Genomic DNA, 19,778 nt, shown 5'->3' with positions numbered 1-19,778 from the left:
GGATTGTTACTGCGAAAGCAGGCAAAACCTAAATGGTGCAGGTGCAGGAGGAGACTCTCGCAATCTGCGTCATTTAGGTTTTTTTTATTCTCATTGAGGAGGTGATGCGGCATTGTGATACAAAAAAAGCTGGTGAAAGGCGGCAACCTTTCATCCAGCGGGTTCCCCCATAAAAAGGAGGTATACACATGGATTATGATAAATTATCGAAAGAGATATTACAACTGGTGGGCGGTGAAGACAATGTTCAGCGCGTCATTCACTGCATGACGAGGCTGCGTTTTAATCTTCATGACAACGCGAAGGCGGATCGCAGTCAATTGGAGCAGCTGCCGGGTGTGATGGGCACCAATATCAGCGGCGAGCAGTTTCAAATTATCATTGGAAACGATGTGCCGAAGGTGTATCAGGCGATGCTGCGGCACAGCAATCTCAGCGATGAGAAGAGCGCTGGTTCATCTTCTCAGAAAACGAATGTGCTGAGTGCGGTGTTTGATGTGATTTCCGGTGTGTTTACCCCGATTCTGCCTGCGATTGCGGGAGCGGGAATGATCAAAGGGCTTGTTGCGCTAGCGGTCACGTTTGGCTGGATCGCGGAGAAGAGCCAGGTTCATGTCATTTTGACGGCTGTTGGTGACGGTGCGTTCTACTTCCTGCCGCTCCTGCTTGCGATGAGTGCGGCGAGAAAGTTCGGCAGCAATCCGTACGTAGCGGCGGCCATTGCGGCGGCGATTCTGCATCCAGATTTGACGGCACTGCTTGGTTCGGGGAAACCGATTTCCTTTATTGGGCTTCCTGTAACCGCTGCCACTTATTCGTCAACAGTCATTCCGATTTTGCTGGCGATTTGGATCGCTTCGTACGTGGAAAAGTGGATCGACCGTTTTACACACTCGTCTCTCAAATTGATTGTGGTTCCGACGTTGACATTATTGATTGTCGTGCCGCTGACATTGATTACAGTCGGTCCGCTTGGCGCTATTTTAGGAGAATACTTGTCTGCCGGCGTGAATTATTTGTTTGATCATGCAGGGCTTGTGGCGATGATTTTGCTGGCGGGAACGTTCTCTCTCATCATTATGACGGGCATGCATTATGCCTTTGTGCCGATCATGATCAACAACATTGCCCAAAACGGCCATGATTATTTACTGCCGGCGATGTTTTTGGCGAATATGGGGCAGGCAGGGGCATCATTTGCCGTCTTCCTTCGCTCCAGAAACAAAAAGTTTAAATCACTTGCGCTGACGACGAGCATCACGGCGCTGATGGGGATTACAGAACCTGCGATGTACGGCGTGAATATGCGTCTGAAGAAACCGTTTGCGGCCGCTTTGATTGGCGGTGCGGCCGGCGGCGCGTTTTACGGTATGACAGGTGTTGCTTCCTATATCGTCGGAGGGAATGCGGGTCTGCCGAGTATCCCTGTGTTTATCGGCCCGACGTTTATGTACGCGATGATTGGTCTTGTGATTGCTTTTGCGGCGGGAACAGCGGCAGCTTATCTGATCGGATTCGAGGATGTACCGTCTGAAAGCGTCCAGCAGCCGTCTGTGCATGAAGGCAGCGGAGAAATCATTCACAGTCCAATTAAAGGAGAAGTGAGAGCATTAAGCGAAGTGAAAGATGGGGTGTTTTCTGCCGGAATCATGGGAAAAGGATTTGCCATTGAGCCTGAAGAAGGAGAAGTCGTTTCACCTGTACACGGAAGCGTTACCGCCATTTTTAAAACAAAACACGCAATTGGCATTACGAGTGATCAGGGAGCTGAAATCCTCATACACATTGGATTGGAGACGGTGAAGCTGGAGGGGCAATGGTTCACGGCTCACGTCAAAGAAGGCGACAAGGTTGCACCGGGAGATCCGCTCGTGTCCTTTGACCTCGAGGAAATCAAAGCCGCGGGATATGACGTCATTACCCCGGTGATCGTGACCAACACAGACCAATATTCGTTTTCGCCGGTGAAAGAAATCGGCAAAGTGCAGACAAAAGAAGCATTGCTTGCTTTATCTTAAAAAAACTGATGGGGTGATCAATATGAGTTCAAATGCAAAACGATTTCCAGAAGGATTTTTATGGGGCGGCGCGGTTGCTGCCAACCAGGTGGAGGGTGCTTATAACGAGGGCGGCAAGGGGCTTTCGACCGCTGACGTATCGCCGAACGGCATCATGTCTCCATTTGATGAATCAATGACTTCCTTAAATCTGTATCATACCGGAATTGATTTTTACCACCGTTATAAAGAGGACATCGCCTTGTTTGCGGAAATGGGGTTCAAGGCGTTCCGCACATCGATTGCGTGGACAAGAATCTTTCCGAATGGCGATGAAGAGGAGCCGAATGAAGAAGGGCTCGCATTCTATGATGATCTGTTTGATGAATTGTTAAAGCATCAGATTGAGCCTGTCGTCACCATCTCTCATTATGAAATGCCGCTCGGTTTAGTGAAGAATTATGGCGGCTGGAAGAACCGCAAAGTCATCGAGTTCTATGAACGCTATGCCAAAACCGTTTTCAAACGCTATCAACACAAAGTGAAGTATTGGATGACCTTCAACGAAATTAACGTGGTGCTCCATGCGCCGTTTACCGGCGGCGGTCTTGTCTTTGAAGAAGGAGAAAACAAATTCAACGCCATGTACCAGGCGGCACACCACCAATTTGTGGCCAGTGCTCTTGCTGTCAAAGCGGGTCACGACATCATTCCTGATTCGAAAATCGGCTGTATGATAGCGGCAACCACAACCTATCCGATGACATCTAGGCCAGAGGACGTCTTCGCGGCCATGGAAAATGAGCGCAAAACTCTTTTCTTCTCAGATGTTCAGGCACGGGGCGCGTACCCGGGATATATGAAACGCTATCTGGCAGAAAACAATATTGAAATTGAAATGGCTGAAGGCGATGAAGAGATTTTGAAAGAACATACGGTGGATTACATTGGATTCAGCTATTACATGTCGATGGCGGCGAGCACTGATCCAAAAGAGCTTGCAAAATCAGGGGGCAACCTGCTTGGCGGAGTCAAAAACCCTTACTTGAAATCATCAGAATGGGGCTGGCAAATTGACCCGAAAGGTTTGCGCATCACGCTCAACACCTTATATGATCGCTATCAGAAGCCACTTTTCATCGTGGAAAACGGCCTTGGCGCTGTAGACAAAGTTGAAAAGGACGGCACCATTGAGGACGATTACAGAATCAACTATCTGCGTGATCATTTAATTGAAGCGCGCGAGGCCATTGCGGATGGCGTTGACTTAATCGGCTACACATCATGGGGGCCAATTGACCTTGTCAGCGCATCCACTGCGGAAATGAAAAAACGCTACGGCTTTATTTATGTGGATCGGGACAATGAAGGAAACGGAACGTTAAAGCGCATCAAGAAAAAAAGCTTCAGCTGGTATCAGCAAGTCATCGCCACAAACGGAGAGAGTCTCTGACAACTTTTTGAAAACTCACGCACTTCAATTGACAATAACCGGCAGCAGGCGGACAATAAAAGAGAAAGATGAACCACCCACAGTCCGAAAGGCGGGATGAACATGTTTAACAAAATGTTAGTTGCGATTGACGGATCAGACATGAGTGAAAAAGCGCTTAATGCCGCAGTGCATTTGGCTAAAGAACAGCAGGCGGAACTAAGCATCCTTCATGTGGGGAGAGAGGCAGTCGTCGCGACTTCTTCTCTGACGGGAATTGTCTATGTGCCCGAACATTTTATTGACGAAATTAGGGACCAGGTTAAAAAAGAAGGCCTGAAAATCCTTGAGGACGCAAAAGAAAAAGCAGCCGAGAACGGTGTGCAAGCTGATATCATTTATGCGAATGGCGAGCCGGCGCATGAGATACTAAATCAAGCAAAAGAGAAAGGCGTCAGCCTGATCGTCGTCGGAAGCCGGGGCATCAGCGGCCTGAAAGAAATGATGCTTGGAAGCGTCAGCCATAAAGTGTCGCAATTATCGTCTTGCCCGGTTTTGATTGTTCGATAGATTTGTTAAAAAAAGCGCCCTCGGGCGCTTTTTTTTTATCTGTTAGAAAAGGTAACTAATAAGATATCTCGATGTGCGCCATCTGCATTGACAGTGCCGACCGGTGTTACCGCATGAAAGACCTTTTGCCCGAGAGCAAGTGTTTCAAGCGGGTCTGTCAGCCGCAGCACTTTATCAATTTGCTTAACAGACGGAGCGATTAAGTTATCTCCTCCGATAGCATCCTCGCTCAGCTGAAATAGATGGACGAAAACAAGCGGTTCGTCGTCACGATGCAGCCAAATAGGTGAGCTGTATGAAGGTGCGTCAGGTGTCACTTGATATCTGACTTGGTGGAGCCCGACGATCACTTCTTTCTCCCAATCTACAAAATCGGTTTGGCGGGCCATTTCTACATTTGAATGTATCATGCGCTGCGTTACAGGGTGCTGTAGAAACTCATCTGATATTTTATCGAATTCTCTGACAATACCGCCATCATCATAATTATACTCTTTTGATTGGAAGTATCCATTATCCGGATCTAATTCAAGGGTGTCGGAGTGAGGAGACAGAATATAGCGGGAGTGCGCTCTGTAACGGCCGCCTCCTTTAGGATCAGCTTTCAAAGCATCATATGTAAGCTGTAATTCGCGGACTTCGGCGTCTGTGGTTTTTTGCTGGTAGAACTCTGCTGGAATATACGAATAACCGTTTTCCTTTAAATAAGAAGCATAGTTAGCGATATCGGATGTTGAATTTTTTTTTGTTTTTGAAACTTGAACCATATAGATCTCCCCTTAAAAAGTAGATGATTTTTTTGGCAGCTTCCTGTATGATAGAAAATGTGGAAAATAGAGGATGCAAGGACAATGCTAAATTATTTGTAATATATTGTCAAACTTTAATATTCATATTATTGGAAATTACCAAAATGAAAAAAGGCAGAATGTAAAATGATGAAAAAAAAGAATATAATGATCACTGGGGCAAATAGCGGAATCGGCTTCGCGGCGGTAAAGCAATTTCTAGCTGACGGTTTTCGGGTCGTTGGAGTGGATATTCAAACGAATAAAATGTCAGAATTTATAGTAAACAATGACTTTTACATGGAAGAAGCTGACTTGTCTGATGTTCAGCAGGCGGAATCATTGATGCCAAAGCTTGAACAACGCCAATTGATTCCGGACATCTTAATCAATGCAGCAGGAATAAGGGAAATCACTCCTGTCCTTGAATTATCAGCAGAATCATTCAAAAAGGTCATAGACATTAATCTCACGGCAGTTTTTATTCTTTCCAGAGACACGGCAAGGCTGTGGTCTAAGCTGGGGAAACGAGGCTGTATGATCAATATCGCCTCTGTGTCCGGGCTGATGGCAGAGCCTGCGCGGGCAGCCTACGTGTCTTCCAAGCATGCGGTCATCGGACTGACGAAGCAGCTTGCTATGGAATTCGGGTCAAAGGGCATCAGGGTGAATAGCATTTCACCGGGCGTGATCCGAACAGAATTAACGGAAGAGTATTTTCAAGACGATGAAATGGTTCAGCTGATCAAAGATAACCACGCCCTTCATACGTGGGGGCAGCCGGATGATATCGTTTCCTGTATGAAGTATTTAGCTTCGGATGAGGCGCAATTTATTACAGGCTCAAACTTTGTCATAGACGGCGGCTGGACAGCCGGCAAGAAACTATAATAAAAGAGAAAAGCACCTTGCAGCTGGGGTGCTTTTCCCCTATACATAATTGGAGGTAGAATACGCTTGATGCAGCAAGATCTCTCAATCACACCAAAACAAAAATCAACAGCCGTGCTGAAAATGGTCATCTCCATGGTGATTTTCGGTTCCATCGGCTTTTTCTCAGAGCATACTAATTTGCAGTCATTTGAATTGGTCTTTGTCCGCTGCCTTTGCGCGACGTTATTTTTAAGCCTTTGCTGGCTGGCATCAGGACAGTATAAAACCGAAAAGTGGAGCAAGAGAGATGTGCTGCAAACATTGGCGTGCGGTTTCTTTCTCGTATTCAACTGGGTCTTCTTATTTAAGTCTTTTGAAGAAACGTCTGTCACGATCGCCATCTCGGTTTATCACCTTGCACCAGTGCTTGTTCTTCTCCTGGGCAGCATCATCTACAGAGAGAAATTAAATGTCATTTCCGTCAGTTCCATTATCATCTGTTTTCTGGGAACTGTGCTGATTTCCGGGATTAACGGCAGCACTTCATTGACACAGCTGATGGGGTCTGGCATCATTTGGGCAGTTCTCGCCGCACTATTTTATGCGTTCACCACTTTAGTGGGAAAAGGCATTCAAAACCTCAGCCCTTACACGACAACCTTCCTGCAAACCGGTTTAGGGGTCATCATCCTGATTCCGTTTATTCACTTCGGCGCTTTTGCCAACCTGTCTCAAGGAAACTGGATCATGGTGGTATCGACCGGTATCATCCATACAGGTATTGTGTATTTGCTGTTTTTTGACAGTTTGCGATTTTTATCAACGAAATTTATCTCAATCATTGTCTTCCTCGATCCGGCTGTCGCAATCGTGCTGGATACCGTCTTCACAGGCTTCCGCCCAGACCTCTATCAAACATTGGGCATCGTCATGATCTTTGCAGGCATGGCTTTGACGCTTGCCAGAAGGCGGGGAAAGGCGGATGTGGTTGCTGAGGATAAGGATATTGAGCAAATTCAATAATGACAGAAAGATAGAAATAGTGTAAAAAAGGCCTAATTGGCCTTTTTATTTTTGGGTCAATTTACTCTGGTTGATTCTTAAAATAAGATAAACTTTCCAGAAAGATATTGAAATAACATTTCATTATCATTAAGATTATTTGTTGAATATTACTTTTGTTACAAAAAGGAGAGAAGAAATGAAAAAAAGAAAGAGGCGGAACTTTAAAAGGTTCATAGCAGCATTTTTAGCATTGGCTTTAATGATTTCATTATTGCCAGTGGATGTACTAGCAAAAACCACAGAAGAAGAGGAGGGAAATGGTGTTACTGCTCCTGATCCAGAAGAAACTCTTCAGGATGAACAAACAGAGCAAGCGATACCTTTCAATCAAAAAGATATAAACAAAGAGGGAGAGATCACCTCAGAAAGAACAGAAAATACAAAGCTCTATTATGAAGGAGACGGTGTTTATAAACAGGAAGTATACCTTGATCCCATTCATACAAAGGAAACACCGAATGCTGATTGGGAAGACATTTCTCCTGAGTTAAAAGAATCGACGAGCAAACAAGTCGAGACAGAGAATGCTATTTTGAATTCGGATTTTCAAAAGCAAATGAAGAACGGGCTTTATGCGACTTTTGAGCATAATGACCATAAGATTGCGTATTCACTTGTAGAAGCGAAAGGCCCAAATAAAACTTCATTTACTCCGAAAGATACCTCAGCGGATTATAAGACTGATAGTAATGAGATTGTTTATCCGGATGTTTTTCCGAACATTGATCTTCAAACTTTCACATTCAATGAAAACATAAAAGAAGATTTAGTCCTTCATCAATATGATGGCTACAACACATTTACATTTCAATTGAAAACCGATTTGCAGGCTAAAGAACAAGAGGATGGATCCATTGATTTTTCTGATAAAAAAGGAAAAGTTGTCTTTTCTGTGCCTAAGCCTTTTATGACGGATTCAAAACTAGATGAGCTTTCCGGCGAGGTTGAACGGTCCGACAAAGTCAGCTATAAGCTGGAAAAGAATGAAGAAGGGTATTTGCTTCATCTGACGGCAGATGAGAACTGGCTGAAGGATCCTAAACGTGTATATCCAGTATCTATCGACCCGTCAACATCTTTATCTATTTCTTCAGACACGTTTGTCATGAGTGCCTATCCGACGACAAACTATTCGGCGGCCTCTCAAAAATGGGATGCTAATTTAAAGTCTTATGTGCTGAAAACAGGCTATTATGACAAAACAACAGGCACAAACTACGCGTTCATGAAATTTAACAACCTAAAACCGATTCAAAATATGACTGTCAGCAAAGCAACATTAAAAACATACGTCGCCCATTCCTATTATGGAACAAAGGCAACCGGTCTTTGGCTGGATACAGTTAACAGCAATTACGATAATGGAAAAGTGACATGGAACACCAAACCAGCATCGAAAAATATCGGCAAAGCTGAGGTCCATAAAGGACAGTGGGCAAGTTACGATGTGACAGCTGCTGTAAAGTCATGGAACTCTGGCGGGGCCAACTATGGATTTAAGCTTCATACAAACGGAAACGGCAAGGAATACTGGAAAAAACTGATTTCTTCAGCGAACTCCTCTAATAAACCGTATATTGAAGTGACATATACCATACCAAAGGGAAGCACCCCTTCTATTAAAGCCTATAACAACGGTGACTCCACTGGTTATTTTGATATCAGCTGGAAAAAGGTTCAAGGTGCAAAAGGATATAAAGTATGGATTTATAATGGTAAAGAGTATCAAGCGATTTCTGCAGGCAACGTCACGTCATGGAGCACAAAAGGAAAAAAAATCTGGCCTACGAGTGCAGAAATTGCTTCCAAGAAATATAAACTGCATGTGGACGGTAAGAATGGAGCTGAATTGGCGCTAGATCCATCCCCAGTTTATAAAAATTCCGGCGGAAGCTATGCCACAAGCAAAAACTATTGGATTGGCGTCAGTGCGATATTTGATCAAGGCGAAGGAGCGATGTCTACACCTGCAAAACCTGTTATTCCTAATGTAGGAAAAGCGCAAGCGCCGTCAACAAAGGGATTTAATAATGGGAATGCCACAGGATACTTCGATCTTTCTTGGAAAGCCGTATCGGGTGCAACCGGCTATAAAGTTCAGGTGTTCAATGGGAAAGGCTTTGAGACACTTGATCTCGGAAATCAGACGTCTTGGACCACCAAGGGGAAAAAGATCTGGCCGACCAGTGCTGAAATCAAAGCGGGAAAATATGCTCTTCATCTAAAGGATGGAAAGGGAGCAGAGCTGCCGATCAATCCCGGCCCAACCTATAAAAACGCCGGAGGAGACGGAGCCAAAAAAAATTACTCGTTTAAATTGATCGCATATAACAAAGACGGCGAAGCCATTGCATCACCGGCTGCTAACCCGACACTTCCTGATATCGCTAAGCCGAAAAATTTAACTGGCTATTTGTATACAAACACAAAATCAAGTCAAACAGGCTATGTGAATTTAATTTGGGAAAAGGTTCAAAATGCGAAAGGCTATAAAGTTAACATCTATAACGGCAAAGAATACCAGTCCTATGATGTTGGTGACGCGGATCATTGGACAACTCAAAATAAAAACATCTGGCCGACGTCGGAGGAAATTAAAGCAGGGAAATACAAGCTGCATACAGACGGAAAAGGCCGGGAATTAGCTCTTGATCCGTCACCTGTCTATAACAATGCAAATGGAAATTACAAAGGGAAGAAGAATTATTCTTTCACTCTTGTCGCTTATGATGCGAATGGTGAAACGATTCCAACAGCGCCCTTTAACCCAACGTTCCATGAAGGCGCTGAGTTCCTTGGAACAGAAGAATACTGGTCTATCATTGATATCCCAAGCGGTCAGTTAAATGGCGCGACAGGCAACGTCATTGTAAATGAAGAAGATTTGTCAATTGACGGACGAGGGCCGGGACTTGGCTTGTCGAGAACCTACAACAGTCTTGACAGCTCCGATCATTTATTTGGGAAAGGCTGGTATGCTGATGCTGAAACATCTGTCATCTCAACGGATGGCGGAGCAATGTATATCGATGAAGACGCTACGACACATCGATTCACTAAAAAAGCCGATGGCACGTATCAGCCGCCGACCGGTGTATATCTTGAATTAACAGAAACAGCGGATCAGTTCATATTAAAAACAAAAGATCAAACGAACGCTTATTTCAATAAAAAAGGCGGTAAGCTTCAAAAGGTAGTGGATGGTCACAACAATGCAACTGTCTACACTTACAATGACAAAAATCAACTGACATCTATTACTGATGCATCAGGCCGCAAGCTTACATTCACATATGATGAAAACGGCCATGTGACTTCTATCACCGGACCTAAAAATAAGAAAGTCACCTACTCATATGAGAATGATTTGCTGAAGAAAGTGACGGATACAGACGGGACGGTCACAAGCTACGACTATGATGGCGAAGGGCGTCTTGTCAAACAGTATTCAGCCAATAGCACCGAAGCAAAGCCTGTCTTTACCGAATATCAGTATAGCGGACACCGTCTCGAAAAAGCGATCAACGCTAAAAAAGAAACATATGTCTACAGCTATGATGCTGATAAAAAGACGCTTCTTATGACACAGCCGAATGGCCGGAAGGTACAGTATGGCTATAATGAAGCGGGAAATCCGATTCAGGTTATTGATGATGCCGAAGGGTTAAAGATTACAACGAATACAAAATATGAAGGCAATAATGTTGTAGAAGATGTAGATCCAAACGACGTCGGCACCGGAAAAGCAACAGAAAGCTATCAATATGACAAAGACGGCAACGTGACATCGGTTAAAGACGCATATGGAACGGAGACATACGAATACAACAAAAACAACGATGTCACAAAGACGAAGGATACCGAGGGTAATGTCACGGATATTGCTTATGACGGACTGGATGCCGTATCCGAAACCGATCAGAGCGGAAAATCATCATCAGCTGCTGTTTATGATAAATATGGAAATCAGATTCAATCGAGCAAAGATTTATCAGCTTCAACTAATATTTTGAAAGATGGAAGCTTTGAAGCGCAAAAATCCGGCTGGAATCTGACTGCCTCTAAAGACAGCGGCAAAATTTCAGTGATCGCCGATAAGAGTGGGGTTCTTTCCGGATCAAAGGTATTGGAAGTCTTGAGCCAATCAACGTCTGCCGGAACAGATCATGGGTATTCGTCAGCGACTCAAACAGTTGTACTGGAGCCGAATACAACCTATACATTAAGCGGGAAAATCAAAACAGATTTAGCGAAATCAAGAGCCTATTTTAACATTGATTTGCGGGACAAAGATCAAAAGCGGATTCAATGGATTCACAATGAATACAGTGCATTAGCGGGAAAAAATGACTGGACAAAACGGCAAATCACTTTTACGACTCCGGCAAATGCAGGAAAAGCCGTTGTGTATATGGAAGTGGATCATAAAGATAAAGATGGCAAAGGAAAAGCATGGTTTGATGAAGTCCAGCTGGAAAAAGGCGAAGTATCGTCAAGCTATAATCCAGTTCAAAACAGCAGTTTCACATCAGCAGCGGAAAACTGGAATGTAAGCGGGGCATCCGTTGATTCTAAAGAAGGCTTTAATGATGACGTATCATTAAAAGCTGCCCGGACCAGTGCGTCCCAAGCCGGATCAGTAACAAAACAAACCGTTGTCTTAGGGCAAAGCGCAAGCGACAAACCGGTTTATCTCACACTGACAGGGATGTCGAAAGCCAGCAGTGTCAAATTTACAGATGAAAAAGACTATTCTCTGCAAGCGAATGTCACTTATGCGGACGGCAGCACAGGTGTATACAATGCCAAATTCCCTTCTGGAACACAGGAATGGAACCGGGCTGCAGTTGTCATACCAAAAACAAAACCGATCAATAAAGTCAATATCAGCATTCTGTTCCAAAAGAGTGCGACAGGAACAGTTTGGTTTGATGATATCCGTCTGATTGAAGGAAGCCTTCTGACAAAAAGCACGTATGACAGTAAGGGCAACTATGTGACCAAGGAAGAGGACGAACTAGGTTTCTCCACTTCAACGGATTACGATGAAACTGGTAAGAAAACGGCTGATACAGACGCAAAAGGTGAAAAAACAACCTATACGTATGATCAGGCAGACCAATTGACAAACATGGCGCTCTCTAACGGCACGTCTATCCTTCACAGTTACGATAAGGAAGGCAATGAGGTAAGCAAAACCATCCGGGCGGGAGCAGATCAAACCTATAAATACGAATATGATGTCATGGGCAAGCTTGTCAAAACAACTGACCCTCTGGGCAATGTGTTAGCAAGCGAATATGATGCCAACAGCAACCTGACCAAAACCATTTCGCCGAATGGCAACGAAGTGTCTCTTTCTTATGATGGAACAGACCGGGTGAAATCAAAGTCGTATAACGGTACAGAAAAGTACAATTTCACGTATGACAAAAATGGAAATGAAACATCGGTCGTCAATAAAGAGCAGAACACCACAAAGAAACGGACATTTGACAACAAAAACCGTTTAACCGAATTGACTGACCGCGGCGGCAGCCAAACTTGGACATATCCTAGTGACTCCGATAAGCTGAAAACCTTCTCGTGGAGCCATGGGGATCAAAAAGGAACGAATCAATTTACGTATAACAAACTGGATCAAATGGTTGAGATGAAAGACAGTACATCTTCCTATTCATTTGATTATGATGAAAATGGCAACGTCCAAACCTTTATTACGGGCAACGGCGGTGGAACAAGTTTTTCATATGACGAAAGAAACCTTGTAAGCTCGCTGCATATCGGTGACAAAAACGGCGGAAGCATTCTGACGGAAAGCTATGAATATGATGCCAACGGCAATCGTACAACGATAAACAGCTCAGCAAGCGGAAAAGTGAAGTATGAGTATGGAAAGCTGAATCAGCTTGTCAAAGAAACCCATGAAGATGGTACTGTTATTGAATACACATATGATGGATTCGGGAACCGGAAAACCGTTACAACTGTAAAAGACGGTTCAAGCAAAACGGTGAACGCTTCCTTCAACATCATGAACCAGCTGACAAAAGTAAATGATGAAAGCATCTCTTACGATAAAAACGGCAACCGTACATCTGACGGCAAATTCACATATACGTGGGACGCAGAAGACAACCTGACCGCCGTTACGAAAAAAGGCGAAGACAAGCCGTTCGCAACATACAAATACGATGAAAAAGGAAACAGAATCCAAAAAACCGTCAACGGAAACGTCACGAACTACTTCTATGACGGAGACAGCTTGAACGTCTTGTATGAAACAGACGCGGACAATAACGTCACAAAATCATACACGTACGGGGACAGCGGCCAGCTGTTATCCTATACAGAGAACGGCAAGAAATATTTCTATCACTACAACGCACACGGTGACGTCATCGCGATCTCAGACAGCACCGGAAAAACCGTTGCCAAATATCAGTACGATGCGTGGGGAAATCCGACAAAAACCGAAGCAAGCGACGAAGTGAAAGACAACCGCTACCGCTACGCAGGCTACCAATACGACGAAGAAACCGGCCTGTACTATCTCATGGCCCGCTACTACGAGCCAAGAAACGGCGTGTTCCTATCACTCGACCCAGACCCGGGCAGTGAGGGCGATTCATTGGATCAGAATGGGTATGCTTATGGAAATAATAACCCGGTGATGAATGTTGATCCGGACGGGCATCTAGTCTGGTTAGCTATAAACGCTGGCTTTGCGGCTTATGACGGATATAAGGCGTACAAGTCAGGAAAGGGCTGGAAACATGTAGTAGGTGCTGCTGCTCTAGGTTTTGTTGGTGGAGCAAGAATAAAAGCAGCAAGTCGATTGTATAAAGCGGCACATTCTGTTTATGTATTAAAAAAAGGAAAAAAAGTTGTGTATGTCGGAAGAACAAAAAATATGAAAAGAAGAGCTGCCGCCCATAAAAAAAACCACCCAGATGCGCGAATGGTAAAAAAAAGAGGAGGATTAACATATGCGCAAGCAAGAGGATTAGAGCATCGATATTATTTAAAATATGGCGGTAAGAAAAAGCTTAGAAATAAAATTAGACCAATAAGTCGTAAAAATAAGAAATATAAATATTATATGAGTTCCTCAAGAAGATTTTATAGGTAGAGAAAGGAGAACATTCTATGGGATTTTGGGAAGAAGATCATAAAAATAAGAAAATCTTAGTTAGTGATGAAGGATTAGATATTTGTTTCGAATCGGTTGAAAAATTTCACAGTATGTATAAAGAGCATTTAGACAGAGGACCGACTCTAGAAGAATTTCTTAAAACATTACTCATTGTAATGAATACAAACGGAGATTCTTATTTTCCGGAATTAAATGATAAACAAGTAGTGGATCTAAAGACAATTACTAAAAAAGTCAAATCAACAGCTAAAGTCATACCGGGAGCCATTATTCAAATACCTTTAAAGAAAATCGACAAGTATACGTATGCTTGGGTAATTAAGGGGGATCTATCAAAGAATAAAGACGATGATATTCTTATACAGTATTATGATATTTTTACTGACAAAGAATTAAGCAGAGGAGAAGTCATTAGTTCAATGAAAGAAGAAAGGAAACTTTTTGTGGCTAATACTGGATATACTGGCCTGTTACAAGGCGATTGGAATGTAATTTCCAAAATGCCTCGAAACATAATAGAGAAAACTGATAGTTCTCAAATAAAATTTATTATTTTTGAAGAAGGAAAATATCTCATGAGTGAAGGAGATTCTTTTGCATCAGAAGATCAATTAATAGAATTAGATGAGAAAACTGGAAGAAAAATCGTTAATCCGTTGGGGATTTTCGGACATTTAAGTATAGAATCCATTCTCTATAAATACTATAAGGGAATCACAATGGAGGAAATGATAAAAAATGAATTATGAAAATGTTGAAAGTAAAGGGCTTCTTATAAATATGGATTGTTTTAAAATTTAGTTGGTACAACACTGTCCAAAAATGTAATTGATTAAAATATATACTAGCCATACAAACTATTTTGTATGGCTAGTATTTTTAAAAGGAACCAATGCATGGAGAAACGCGACAAAACAGAAGTAAGCGATGAAGTAATAGACGATAGCTACGCAGGCTATCAATAGATGAAGAAATCGGTCGATACTACCAAATGGTTTGTTATTTCGAGCCAAGAAATCAATTATCTCATTAGCCAAGACGATTCATTAGCGGCAGAGAGTGATCTAATAGAGGTTGATGAAAAACGGGGGAAGACCTTTAGCAATCCGATTGGGCTATTTGGTCATTTGAGTATTGAGGATATTCTTTATCAATATTTCAAAGGAACCTCGATGGAGGAATTGATCAAGTGTGAGTTGTAAAAAGGGTTTTATTGGTGGGGAGGTACATATGAGCAGGTATTGTCTGGAATATGCAAATTCAGAACTTTTTCTTTTAAATGATTTTTTCAAACAATTCCCCCTCCGTATCACTGAGTATCATTGGGTCATTGGCGATATTTTGAATATGATGGATTTATCCGAGGATAAGGATCATTGGAACGATATCATCGGCGAGCGTAAAGACTATCTTTTTATCACAGGTGAGGAATTTCATCGTATATTAAATGAATTTAAGATTTATGTGATTTTTTCTACTTTAACAGCTGTACCTAAAGAGACATTACCCTATAATCTAACAGATGTGCCGTTTGTCGATGGGAATGCTGACTATTATGTAGATGATTATGTTTCTCCTGTAAAAGAATGTATTTTCGAAGTCGGTTTTTTTGATTCAACAGATCTTATATTTTTACAGTGACTGATGAAAATATAGAAAGAATGTTGAAGGATGCTTTTCCTGATTTGATGCCTTACTGTGAGTATAGAGTGTAGGAAAGCCATCAACGGAGGAATCGAAATTGGCAGATGAGTTGAGTAATTCAGGAGCTTCTCCTATTTTATTTCAGCATATCAAGAAATGGCGTTTTTATCGGGAAACAGATCAAGTTCTTGGTGCCATTTATACAATTGAGTTAGCAGCTGTTTATCGTTTACGTACGATTGTTGTCATATTCAAAGACGTTTCAGCCGTTACGATACGAGAAATCGAAACCCTATCGGATCTTTCTGATGGAATTCTCCATATTGAAGCGCTACCACAAGGCACGTGGAAGAATGGGAAGAGCAGACATTCCGCTTTTATTGCCGGCAATATGAGATAACGGAAGCTGAATAGGGAGAGGAGAACACCAGCATGTTTGAAAAACTGAGAAAAAGACAGCAAGAGCTTGAAGAAAAGGCATACCCTGATGAACTGTACGAATTTGAAGCGGAAATCTATGAGTTTTTTATGCTTGTTGATGGCAGTTTGGATTATGTGCTGGCGAATAAAAGGATGCCCCGGCATCAACGGCGTTCGTTGGAGAAAAGCTTTTTTGAGCTGTATCCCGACATATTGCCGGATGTGGTCAAAAACGATAAAGATTTGTATCAGCACATTCTCTTGTATGAACAAGTCAGACAAGAGATTTGCGTTGTGCTATCCAATTGATAAGGGGAAGGTTTTATGGAAAGAACCTCTATAAGCAGTATCGGCAATTTGGACATGGTCGTTCTTAAGCCTCACCAAGTTGTTATGTCATGTGAGCTTGAAGATGCAGAGTCATTTTATCGTATTTGGCAAGGGCTTGACTATGAGCGAATCATGATACAGGTGATAACGACTGGTTCATTTATAGAAGACCTGTCTAAGTACTTTGAAGGTCATGCTTACAAGGTGACGAAGCTGGCGAAACGAGAATTCCATTTCCAATGCGTATTACATGATGCAGACCGTGACATTGCAGGCTTTCTCTTTCTGTTAGCTTCTATCAATGACGATGTTTTTCTGATCACTGATCCTCAACCGGATAAAAGCTATTTTTCCGATGGGAAGCTCCAATGCCTAACGGACTCAGGCGAACGGATCATGTGGTTTGAATATGATGCTGCGGACATTTATATGGTTGGCGGTAACTAAAAATAGGAGGAATCCATTTGAATATCACACAATACGAGAAATTGAAAAAGCATCTTTCTGATGCGGATACAGGTCCATTTACATTAAACGAGTTTTCGTTCTATATGAAAGAAGATGATCGTTATATACATATTCCTGTGTTTGAATTAAAACTATCAGCTCAAACCTGTGACATTCATTTACGGTTTGAAGACATTAGTGCATCGAGGCTGGATGATCTTGAATCCGTCGATTCGGTTGAATTGGAGATTGTACCGACTGACGATCAATGGGAAAGACTTCGTTATTATGTGTATGACGAAGAAGACCAAATAAGCTTCTATTGCGGAGGTTGGGATGTGATCAAGTGTGACAAGAAGTCACACTGATTTTCCCCACTTTCCAAGCGTTCTTGCTTTTGTTGCAGCATATGTCATGAGAAACGGGAAAGTCACAATCAAGAAAACCAAAGGCACCCAATTTGATAATCCCGTTACATAATGGAGGGTAAATGACAGGAGAGTCAGGAAACTCAAGGTGCAGGTGGCGTTTCGAACGTCTTTTTCGCTTCTTTTATATTTCTCACTCATGGTGAATTGATCACTGTATATCGGCGAGGTCCCGGGATCAGCCGAAAAGATATGCATACCTTGTGAAGAGCAAACATGCTCCCATCCGGCCGCTTCAAATATCTCGATGTATTCTGCAAAGCTTTCTTCCCCGACATCATGATAATCAATACTATAGATCAGTTTTTGAGGCTCAGCTTTTTTAAGTGTATACCCCATAAACGCAAATGATTCAAGCACCCAGCCTTTTCTGGTCAAATCGCTAAGTCTCTTCATATCCTTTTCCTCTGAAAAGGCCAATCCTTCAGACATCATATATTTTTTCTGTTTCATGACGAATCCCCTTTCAATTGTTGAAAAGCGCGTTCCCCGTGTTCAGCCATCACTTTTCTGCGCTGAATTTCTTTTTTGAGTAATTCTTGCCCGTTTCGTGTCGTTTGGTACACTTTGCGGCGTGGGTTGTCATTGTTGACGAGCTCAATGATCCCTTCTTGCAGTAACTTCTTTAACAATGTATATAAGGTAGCCGGGCCGATGGTGAAGGAGTCGTCGGTCATGTCTTCAATCTCCTGCATGATCGAATATCCGTGTTTTGGTTCCAGCAATGTTAAGACAATATAATAGGCTGGATCGGTAAGCTGATCCATTTCCTGCGGACGTTGCTTTGGCAAGTGTTCACCTCATTTTCTATATCAACGATTGATATATCATTTATTGATATAATAAAATTTCCCTTTCTGTTTGTCAATGTCATTTTGTTCTGCCTTCAGTTGTTATAAAAAGAAAACTGCCGGGTATGCATTTTTCATAGGATGGTGCGCTTGACTTTAGCCAAGAGAAAAAAACACACCACATTAACTTGAGTGTTTTCAGCTCGGTATCCTTTACATTGAACGCTCCGGACAATCCCTCGCGTTATATGGCCAGAGATACGCTGTATCAAAACCGCGCGGGAATCGCACTAATGCGGCATTGCTGGTTTTACTGCATCATTTTTCGACAAAACACATATGCCTTCACCAATTAGAGTATAATGAGAACATCTGCAAGAGACAGGAGTTTATACATGAGTCATTTTAAAAACTATCAAATCAGTCATGACATTTTACGAGCATTAGAAGGATTGGGATATACAGAACCGACCAAGGTGCAAGAGAGCGTGATTCCCGCTGCTCTTGAACGAAAGGACCTTGTCGTCAAATCACAGACGGGAAGCGGGAAAACGGCTTCGTTTGGAATTCCTCTCTGTGAGCTGGCGGATTGGGATGAAAACAAACCGCAGGCGCTGATCCTGACACCGACCCGTGAGCTGGCTGTACAAGTAAAAGAGGATATCACGAACATCGGGAGATTCAAACGAATCAAAGCGACCCCCGTGTTTGGAAAATCACCCTTTGACAAACAGAAAGCTGAGCTTAAGCAAAAAAGCCACATTGTTGTCGGCACGCCTGGACGTGTTTTGGATCATATCGAAAAAGGCACACTGCCGTTAGACCGTCTTTCCTATTTGGTCATTGATGAAGCGGATGAAATGCTGAATATGGGCTTCATCGAGCAGGTAGAGGCGATTATCAAGCATCTGCCGACTGAGCGCACGACGATGCTGTTTTCGGCGACGCTGCCGGAGGATATTGAGAAGCTGAGCCGTCAATATATGCAAAATCCGGAGCATATCGAAATCAAAGCGGCCGGACTAACCACAAAGAATATTGAACATGCGGTGATCCAAGTAAGAGAAGAGAATAAGCTTGCTTTGCTGAAAGATGTGCTGATGACCGAAAATCCCGACAGCTGCATCATTTTCTGCCGGACAAAAGAGCACGTCAATCAGCTGACCGATGAATTGGATGACTTAGGATATCCATGCGATAAAATTCACGGCGGAATGATTCAGGAAGACCGGTTTGACGTCATGAATGAATTTAAACGGGGCGATTACCGGTACCTAGTCGCGACAGACGTCGCCGCGCGCGGGATTGATATTGAAAATATCTCCCTTGTCATCAACTATGACCTGCCGCTCGAAAAGGAAAGCTACGTGCACCGCACGGGCCGGACGGGGCGCGCAGGGAACAAAGGAAAGGCGATTTCGTTTGTCACTGCCTTCGAAAAACGGTTTTTAGCTGACATTGAAGAATATATCGGGTTTGAGATTCAAAATATAAAAGCCCCTTCTCAAGAGGAAGTGGCTGAGAAAAAGCCTGAATTTCTAGCTAAATTGAATGACCGTCCGGAAGTGAAAAGAGACAAAAGCGAAGAGCTGAATAAAGACATTATGAAGCTGTATTTTAACGGCGGAAAGAAAAAGAAAATCAGAGCCGTTGATTTTGTAGGAACGATCGCCAAAATTGACGGTGTGTCAGCTGATGACATCGGCATTATCACAATCATGGACAACGCCTCTTACGTGGAGATTTTAAACGGAAAAGGCCCTCAAGTTCTCAAAGTGATGAAAAACACAACCGTCAAAGGGAAAAAGCTCAAGGTGAATAAAGCGAATAAATGATG

The 19,778-nt window shown here is 42.9% G+C and carries 16 protein-coding genes and 1 pseudogene; 14 read left to right on the top strand and 3 right to left on the bottom strand.

The features are described from left to right. Positions 1–188 precede the first annotated feature (188 nt). From bglP to G4P54_RS20230, 3 genes are all read left to right on the top strand, one after another. Positions 189–2,018 (top strand): PTS beta-glucoside transporter subunit IIABC, encoded by a 1,830-nt coding sequence (gene bglP, locus G4P54_RS20240; protein ID WP_167873681.1) that lies wholly within the window; start codon positions 189–191, stop codon positions 2,016–2,018. Positions 2,019–2,040: 22 nt separating this feature from the next. Beyond that, positions 2,041–3,450 (top strand): aryl-phospho-beta-d-glucosidase, encoded by a 1,410-nt coding sequence (gene bglH / locus G4P54_RS20235; protein ID WP_167873680.1) that lies wholly within the window; start codon positions 2,041–2,043, stop codon positions 3,448–3,450. Between the two features lie 102 nt (positions 3,451–3,552). Further along, complete coding sequence (locus tag G4P54_RS20230) at positions 3,553–3,999, top strand: universal stress protein (RefSeq protein ID WP_167873679.1); 447 nt, start codon at positions 3,553–3,555, stop codon at positions 3,997–3,999. Between the two features lie 35 nt (positions 4,000–4,034). On the opposite strand, the gene G4P54_RS20225 is transcribed toward G4P54_RS20230, so the two are convergent. Continuing rightward, positions 4,035–4,766: a 2OG-Fe dioxygenase family protein gene (locus G4P54_RS20225; RefSeq protein ID WP_167873678.1), complete on the bottom strand. Its 732-nt coding sequence runs from the start codon at positions 4,764–4,766 to the stop codon at positions 4,035–4,037. A gap of 168 nt (positions 4,767–4,934) precedes the next feature. On the opposite strand from G4P54_RS20225, the gene G4P54_RS21445 reads away from it, so the two are divergent. The 10 genes and pseudogenes from G4P54_RS21445 to G4P54_RS21435 all read left to right on the top strand — a co-directional run. After that, positions 4,935–5,678, top strand: coding sequence for an SDR family NAD(P)-dependent oxidoreductase (locus G4P54_RS21445; RefSeq protein ID WP_240939699.1), 744 nt, complete (start codon positions 4,935–4,937; stop codon positions 5,676–5,678). Positions 5,679–5,747: 69 nt separating this feature from the next. Beyond that, positions 5,748–6,683, top strand: coding sequence for a DMT family transporter (locus G4P54_RS21440; protein WP_240939794.1), 936 nt, complete (start codon positions 5,748–5,750; stop codon positions 6,681–6,683). Positions 6,684–6,861: 178 nt separating this feature from the next. Beyond that, entirely contained in the window at positions 6,862–13,857 is a 6,996-nt protein-coding gene (gene wapA / locus G4P54_RS20215; RefSeq protein WP_167873677.1) for a tRNA nuclease WapA, read from the top strand. 17 nt (positions 13,858–13,874) lie between these two features. After that, positions 13,875–14,630, top strand: a complete 756-nt coding sequence (locus G4P54_RS20210) for a hypothetical protein (RefSeq protein WP_167873676.1) — start codon at positions 13,875–13,877, stop codon at positions 14,628–14,630. Between the two features lie 216 nt (positions 14,631–14,846). Next, positions 14,847–15,083, top strand: coding sequence for a hypothetical protein (locus G4P54_RS20205; protein WP_240939698.1), 237 nt, complete (start codon positions 14,847–14,849; stop codon positions 15,081–15,083). A gap of 28 nt (positions 15,084–15,111) precedes the next feature. Further along, entirely contained in the window at positions 15,112–15,522 is a 411-nt protein-coding gene (locus G4P54_RS20200; protein ID WP_240939697.1) for a hypothetical protein, read from the top strand. Positions 15,523–15,622: 100 nt separating this feature from the next. Then, the gene (locus G4P54_RS20195; RefSeq protein ID WP_240939696.1) at positions 15,623–15,925 is read left to right on the top strand and encodes a hypothetical protein; all 303 of its coding nucleotides are present in this window, start codon (positions 15,623–15,625) and stop codon (positions 15,923–15,925) included. Positions 15,926–15,957: 32 nt separating this feature from the next. Further along, positions 15,958–16,254: a YxiJ family protein gene (locus tag G4P54_RS20190; protein WP_167873675.1), complete on the top strand. Its 297-nt coding sequence runs from the start codon at positions 15,958–15,960 to the stop codon at positions 16,252–16,254. A gap of 15 nt (positions 16,255–16,269) precedes the next feature. Further along, on the top strand, positions 16,270–16,722 hold the full coding sequence (locus tag G4P54_RS20185; RefSeq protein WP_167873674.1) for a hypothetical protein: 453 nt from the start codon (positions 16,270–16,272) through the stop codon (positions 16,720–16,722). Between the two features lie 17 nt (positions 16,723–16,739). Beyond that, positions 16,740–16,868 (top strand): annotated as a pseudogene (locus tag G4P54_RS21435) (hypothetical protein); the annotation flags it as partial. 213 nt (positions 16,869–17,081) lie between these two features. On the opposite strand, the gene G4P54_RS20175 reads toward G4P54_RS21435, so the two are convergent. Next, positions 17,082–17,603 (bottom strand): DUF2812 domain-containing protein, encoded by a 522-nt coding sequence (locus G4P54_RS20175; protein ID WP_167873672.1) that lies wholly within the window; start codon positions 17,601–17,603, stop codon positions 17,082–17,084. Continuing rightward, positions 17,600–17,941, bottom strand: a complete 342-nt coding sequence (locus tag G4P54_RS20170; RefSeq protein WP_167873671.1) for a PadR family transcriptional regulator — start codon at positions 17,939–17,941, stop codon at positions 17,600–17,602. Before G4P54_RS20170 ends, G4P54_RS20175 begins: the two co-directional genes overlap by 4 nt. Positions 17,942–18,336: 395 nt before the next feature. On the opposite strand from G4P54_RS20170, the gene dbpA reads away from it, so the two are divergent. Next, positions 18,337–19,776, top strand: coding sequence for an ATP-dependent RNA helicase DbpA (dbpA, locus tag G4P54_RS20165; RefSeq protein ID WP_167873670.1), 1,440 nt, complete (start codon positions 18,337–18,339; stop codon positions 19,774–19,776). Positions 19,777–19,778: the final 2 nt, after the last annotated feature.

Source organism: Bacillus tequilensis (assembly GCF_012225885.1).
In the GTDB taxonomy this organism is placed as follows: domain Bacteria; phylum Bacillota; class Bacilli; order Bacillales; family Bacillaceae; genus Bacillus; species Bacillus tequilensis.
The sequence above is the reverse complement of the archived record's forward strand: the minus strand, read 5'-3'. Positions and strand labels throughout refer to the sequence as shown.

Coding starts and splice junctions, on each gene's coding strand:
- G4P54_RS20225 (WP_167873678.1), bottom strand. CDS start 4,766: ATGGTTCAAGTTTCAAAAACAAAAAAAAATTCAACATCCGATATCGCT.
- wapA (WP_167873677.1), top strand. CDS start 6,862: ATGAAAAAAAGAAAGAGGCGGAACTTTAAAAGGTTCATAGCAGCATTT.
- G4P54_RS21445 (WP_240939699.1), top strand. CDS start 4,935: ATGATGAAAAAAAAGAATATAATGATCACTGGGGCAAATAGCGGAATC.
- G4P54_RS20175 (WP_167873672.1), bottom strand. CDS start 17,603: ATGAAACAGAAAAAATATATGATGTCTGAAGGATTGGCCTTTTCAGAG.
- G4P54_RS20205 (WP_240939698.1), top strand. CDS start 14,847: ATGAAGAAATCGGTCGATACTACCAAATGGTTTGTTATTTCGAGCCAA.
- G4P54_RS21440 (WP_240939794.1), top strand. CDS start 5,748: ATGCAGCAAGATCTCTCAATCACACCAAAACAAAAATCAACAGCCGTG.
- G4P54_RS20185 (WP_167873674.1), top strand. CDS start 16,270: ATGGAAAGAACCTCTATAAGCAGTATCGGCAATTTGGACATGGTCGTT.
- G4P54_RS20190 (WP_167873675.1), top strand. CDS start 15,958: ATGTTTGAAAAACTGAGAAAAAGACAGCAAGAGCTTGAAGAAAAGGCA.
- G4P54_RS20230 (WP_167873679.1), top strand. CDS start 3,553: ATGTTTAACAAAATGTTAGTTGCGATTGACGGATCAGACATGAGTGAA.
- G4P54_RS20200 (WP_240939697.1), top strand. CDS start 15,112: ATGAGCAGGTATTGTCTGGAATATGCAAATTCAGAACTTTTTCTTTTA.
- bglH (WP_167873680.1), top strand. CDS start 2,041: ATGAGTTCAAATGCAAAACGATTTCCAGAAGGATTTTTATGGGGCGGC.
- G4P54_RS20210 (WP_167873676.1), top strand. CDS start 13,875: ATGGGATTTTGGGAAGAAGATCATAAAAATAAGAAAATCTTAGTTAGT.
- bglP (WP_167873681.1), top strand. CDS start 189: ATGGATTATGATAAATTATCGAAAGAGATATTACAACTGGTGGGCGGT.
- dbpA (WP_167873670.1), top strand. CDS start 18,337: ATGAGTCATTTTAAAAACTATCAAATCAGTCATGACATTTTACGAGCA.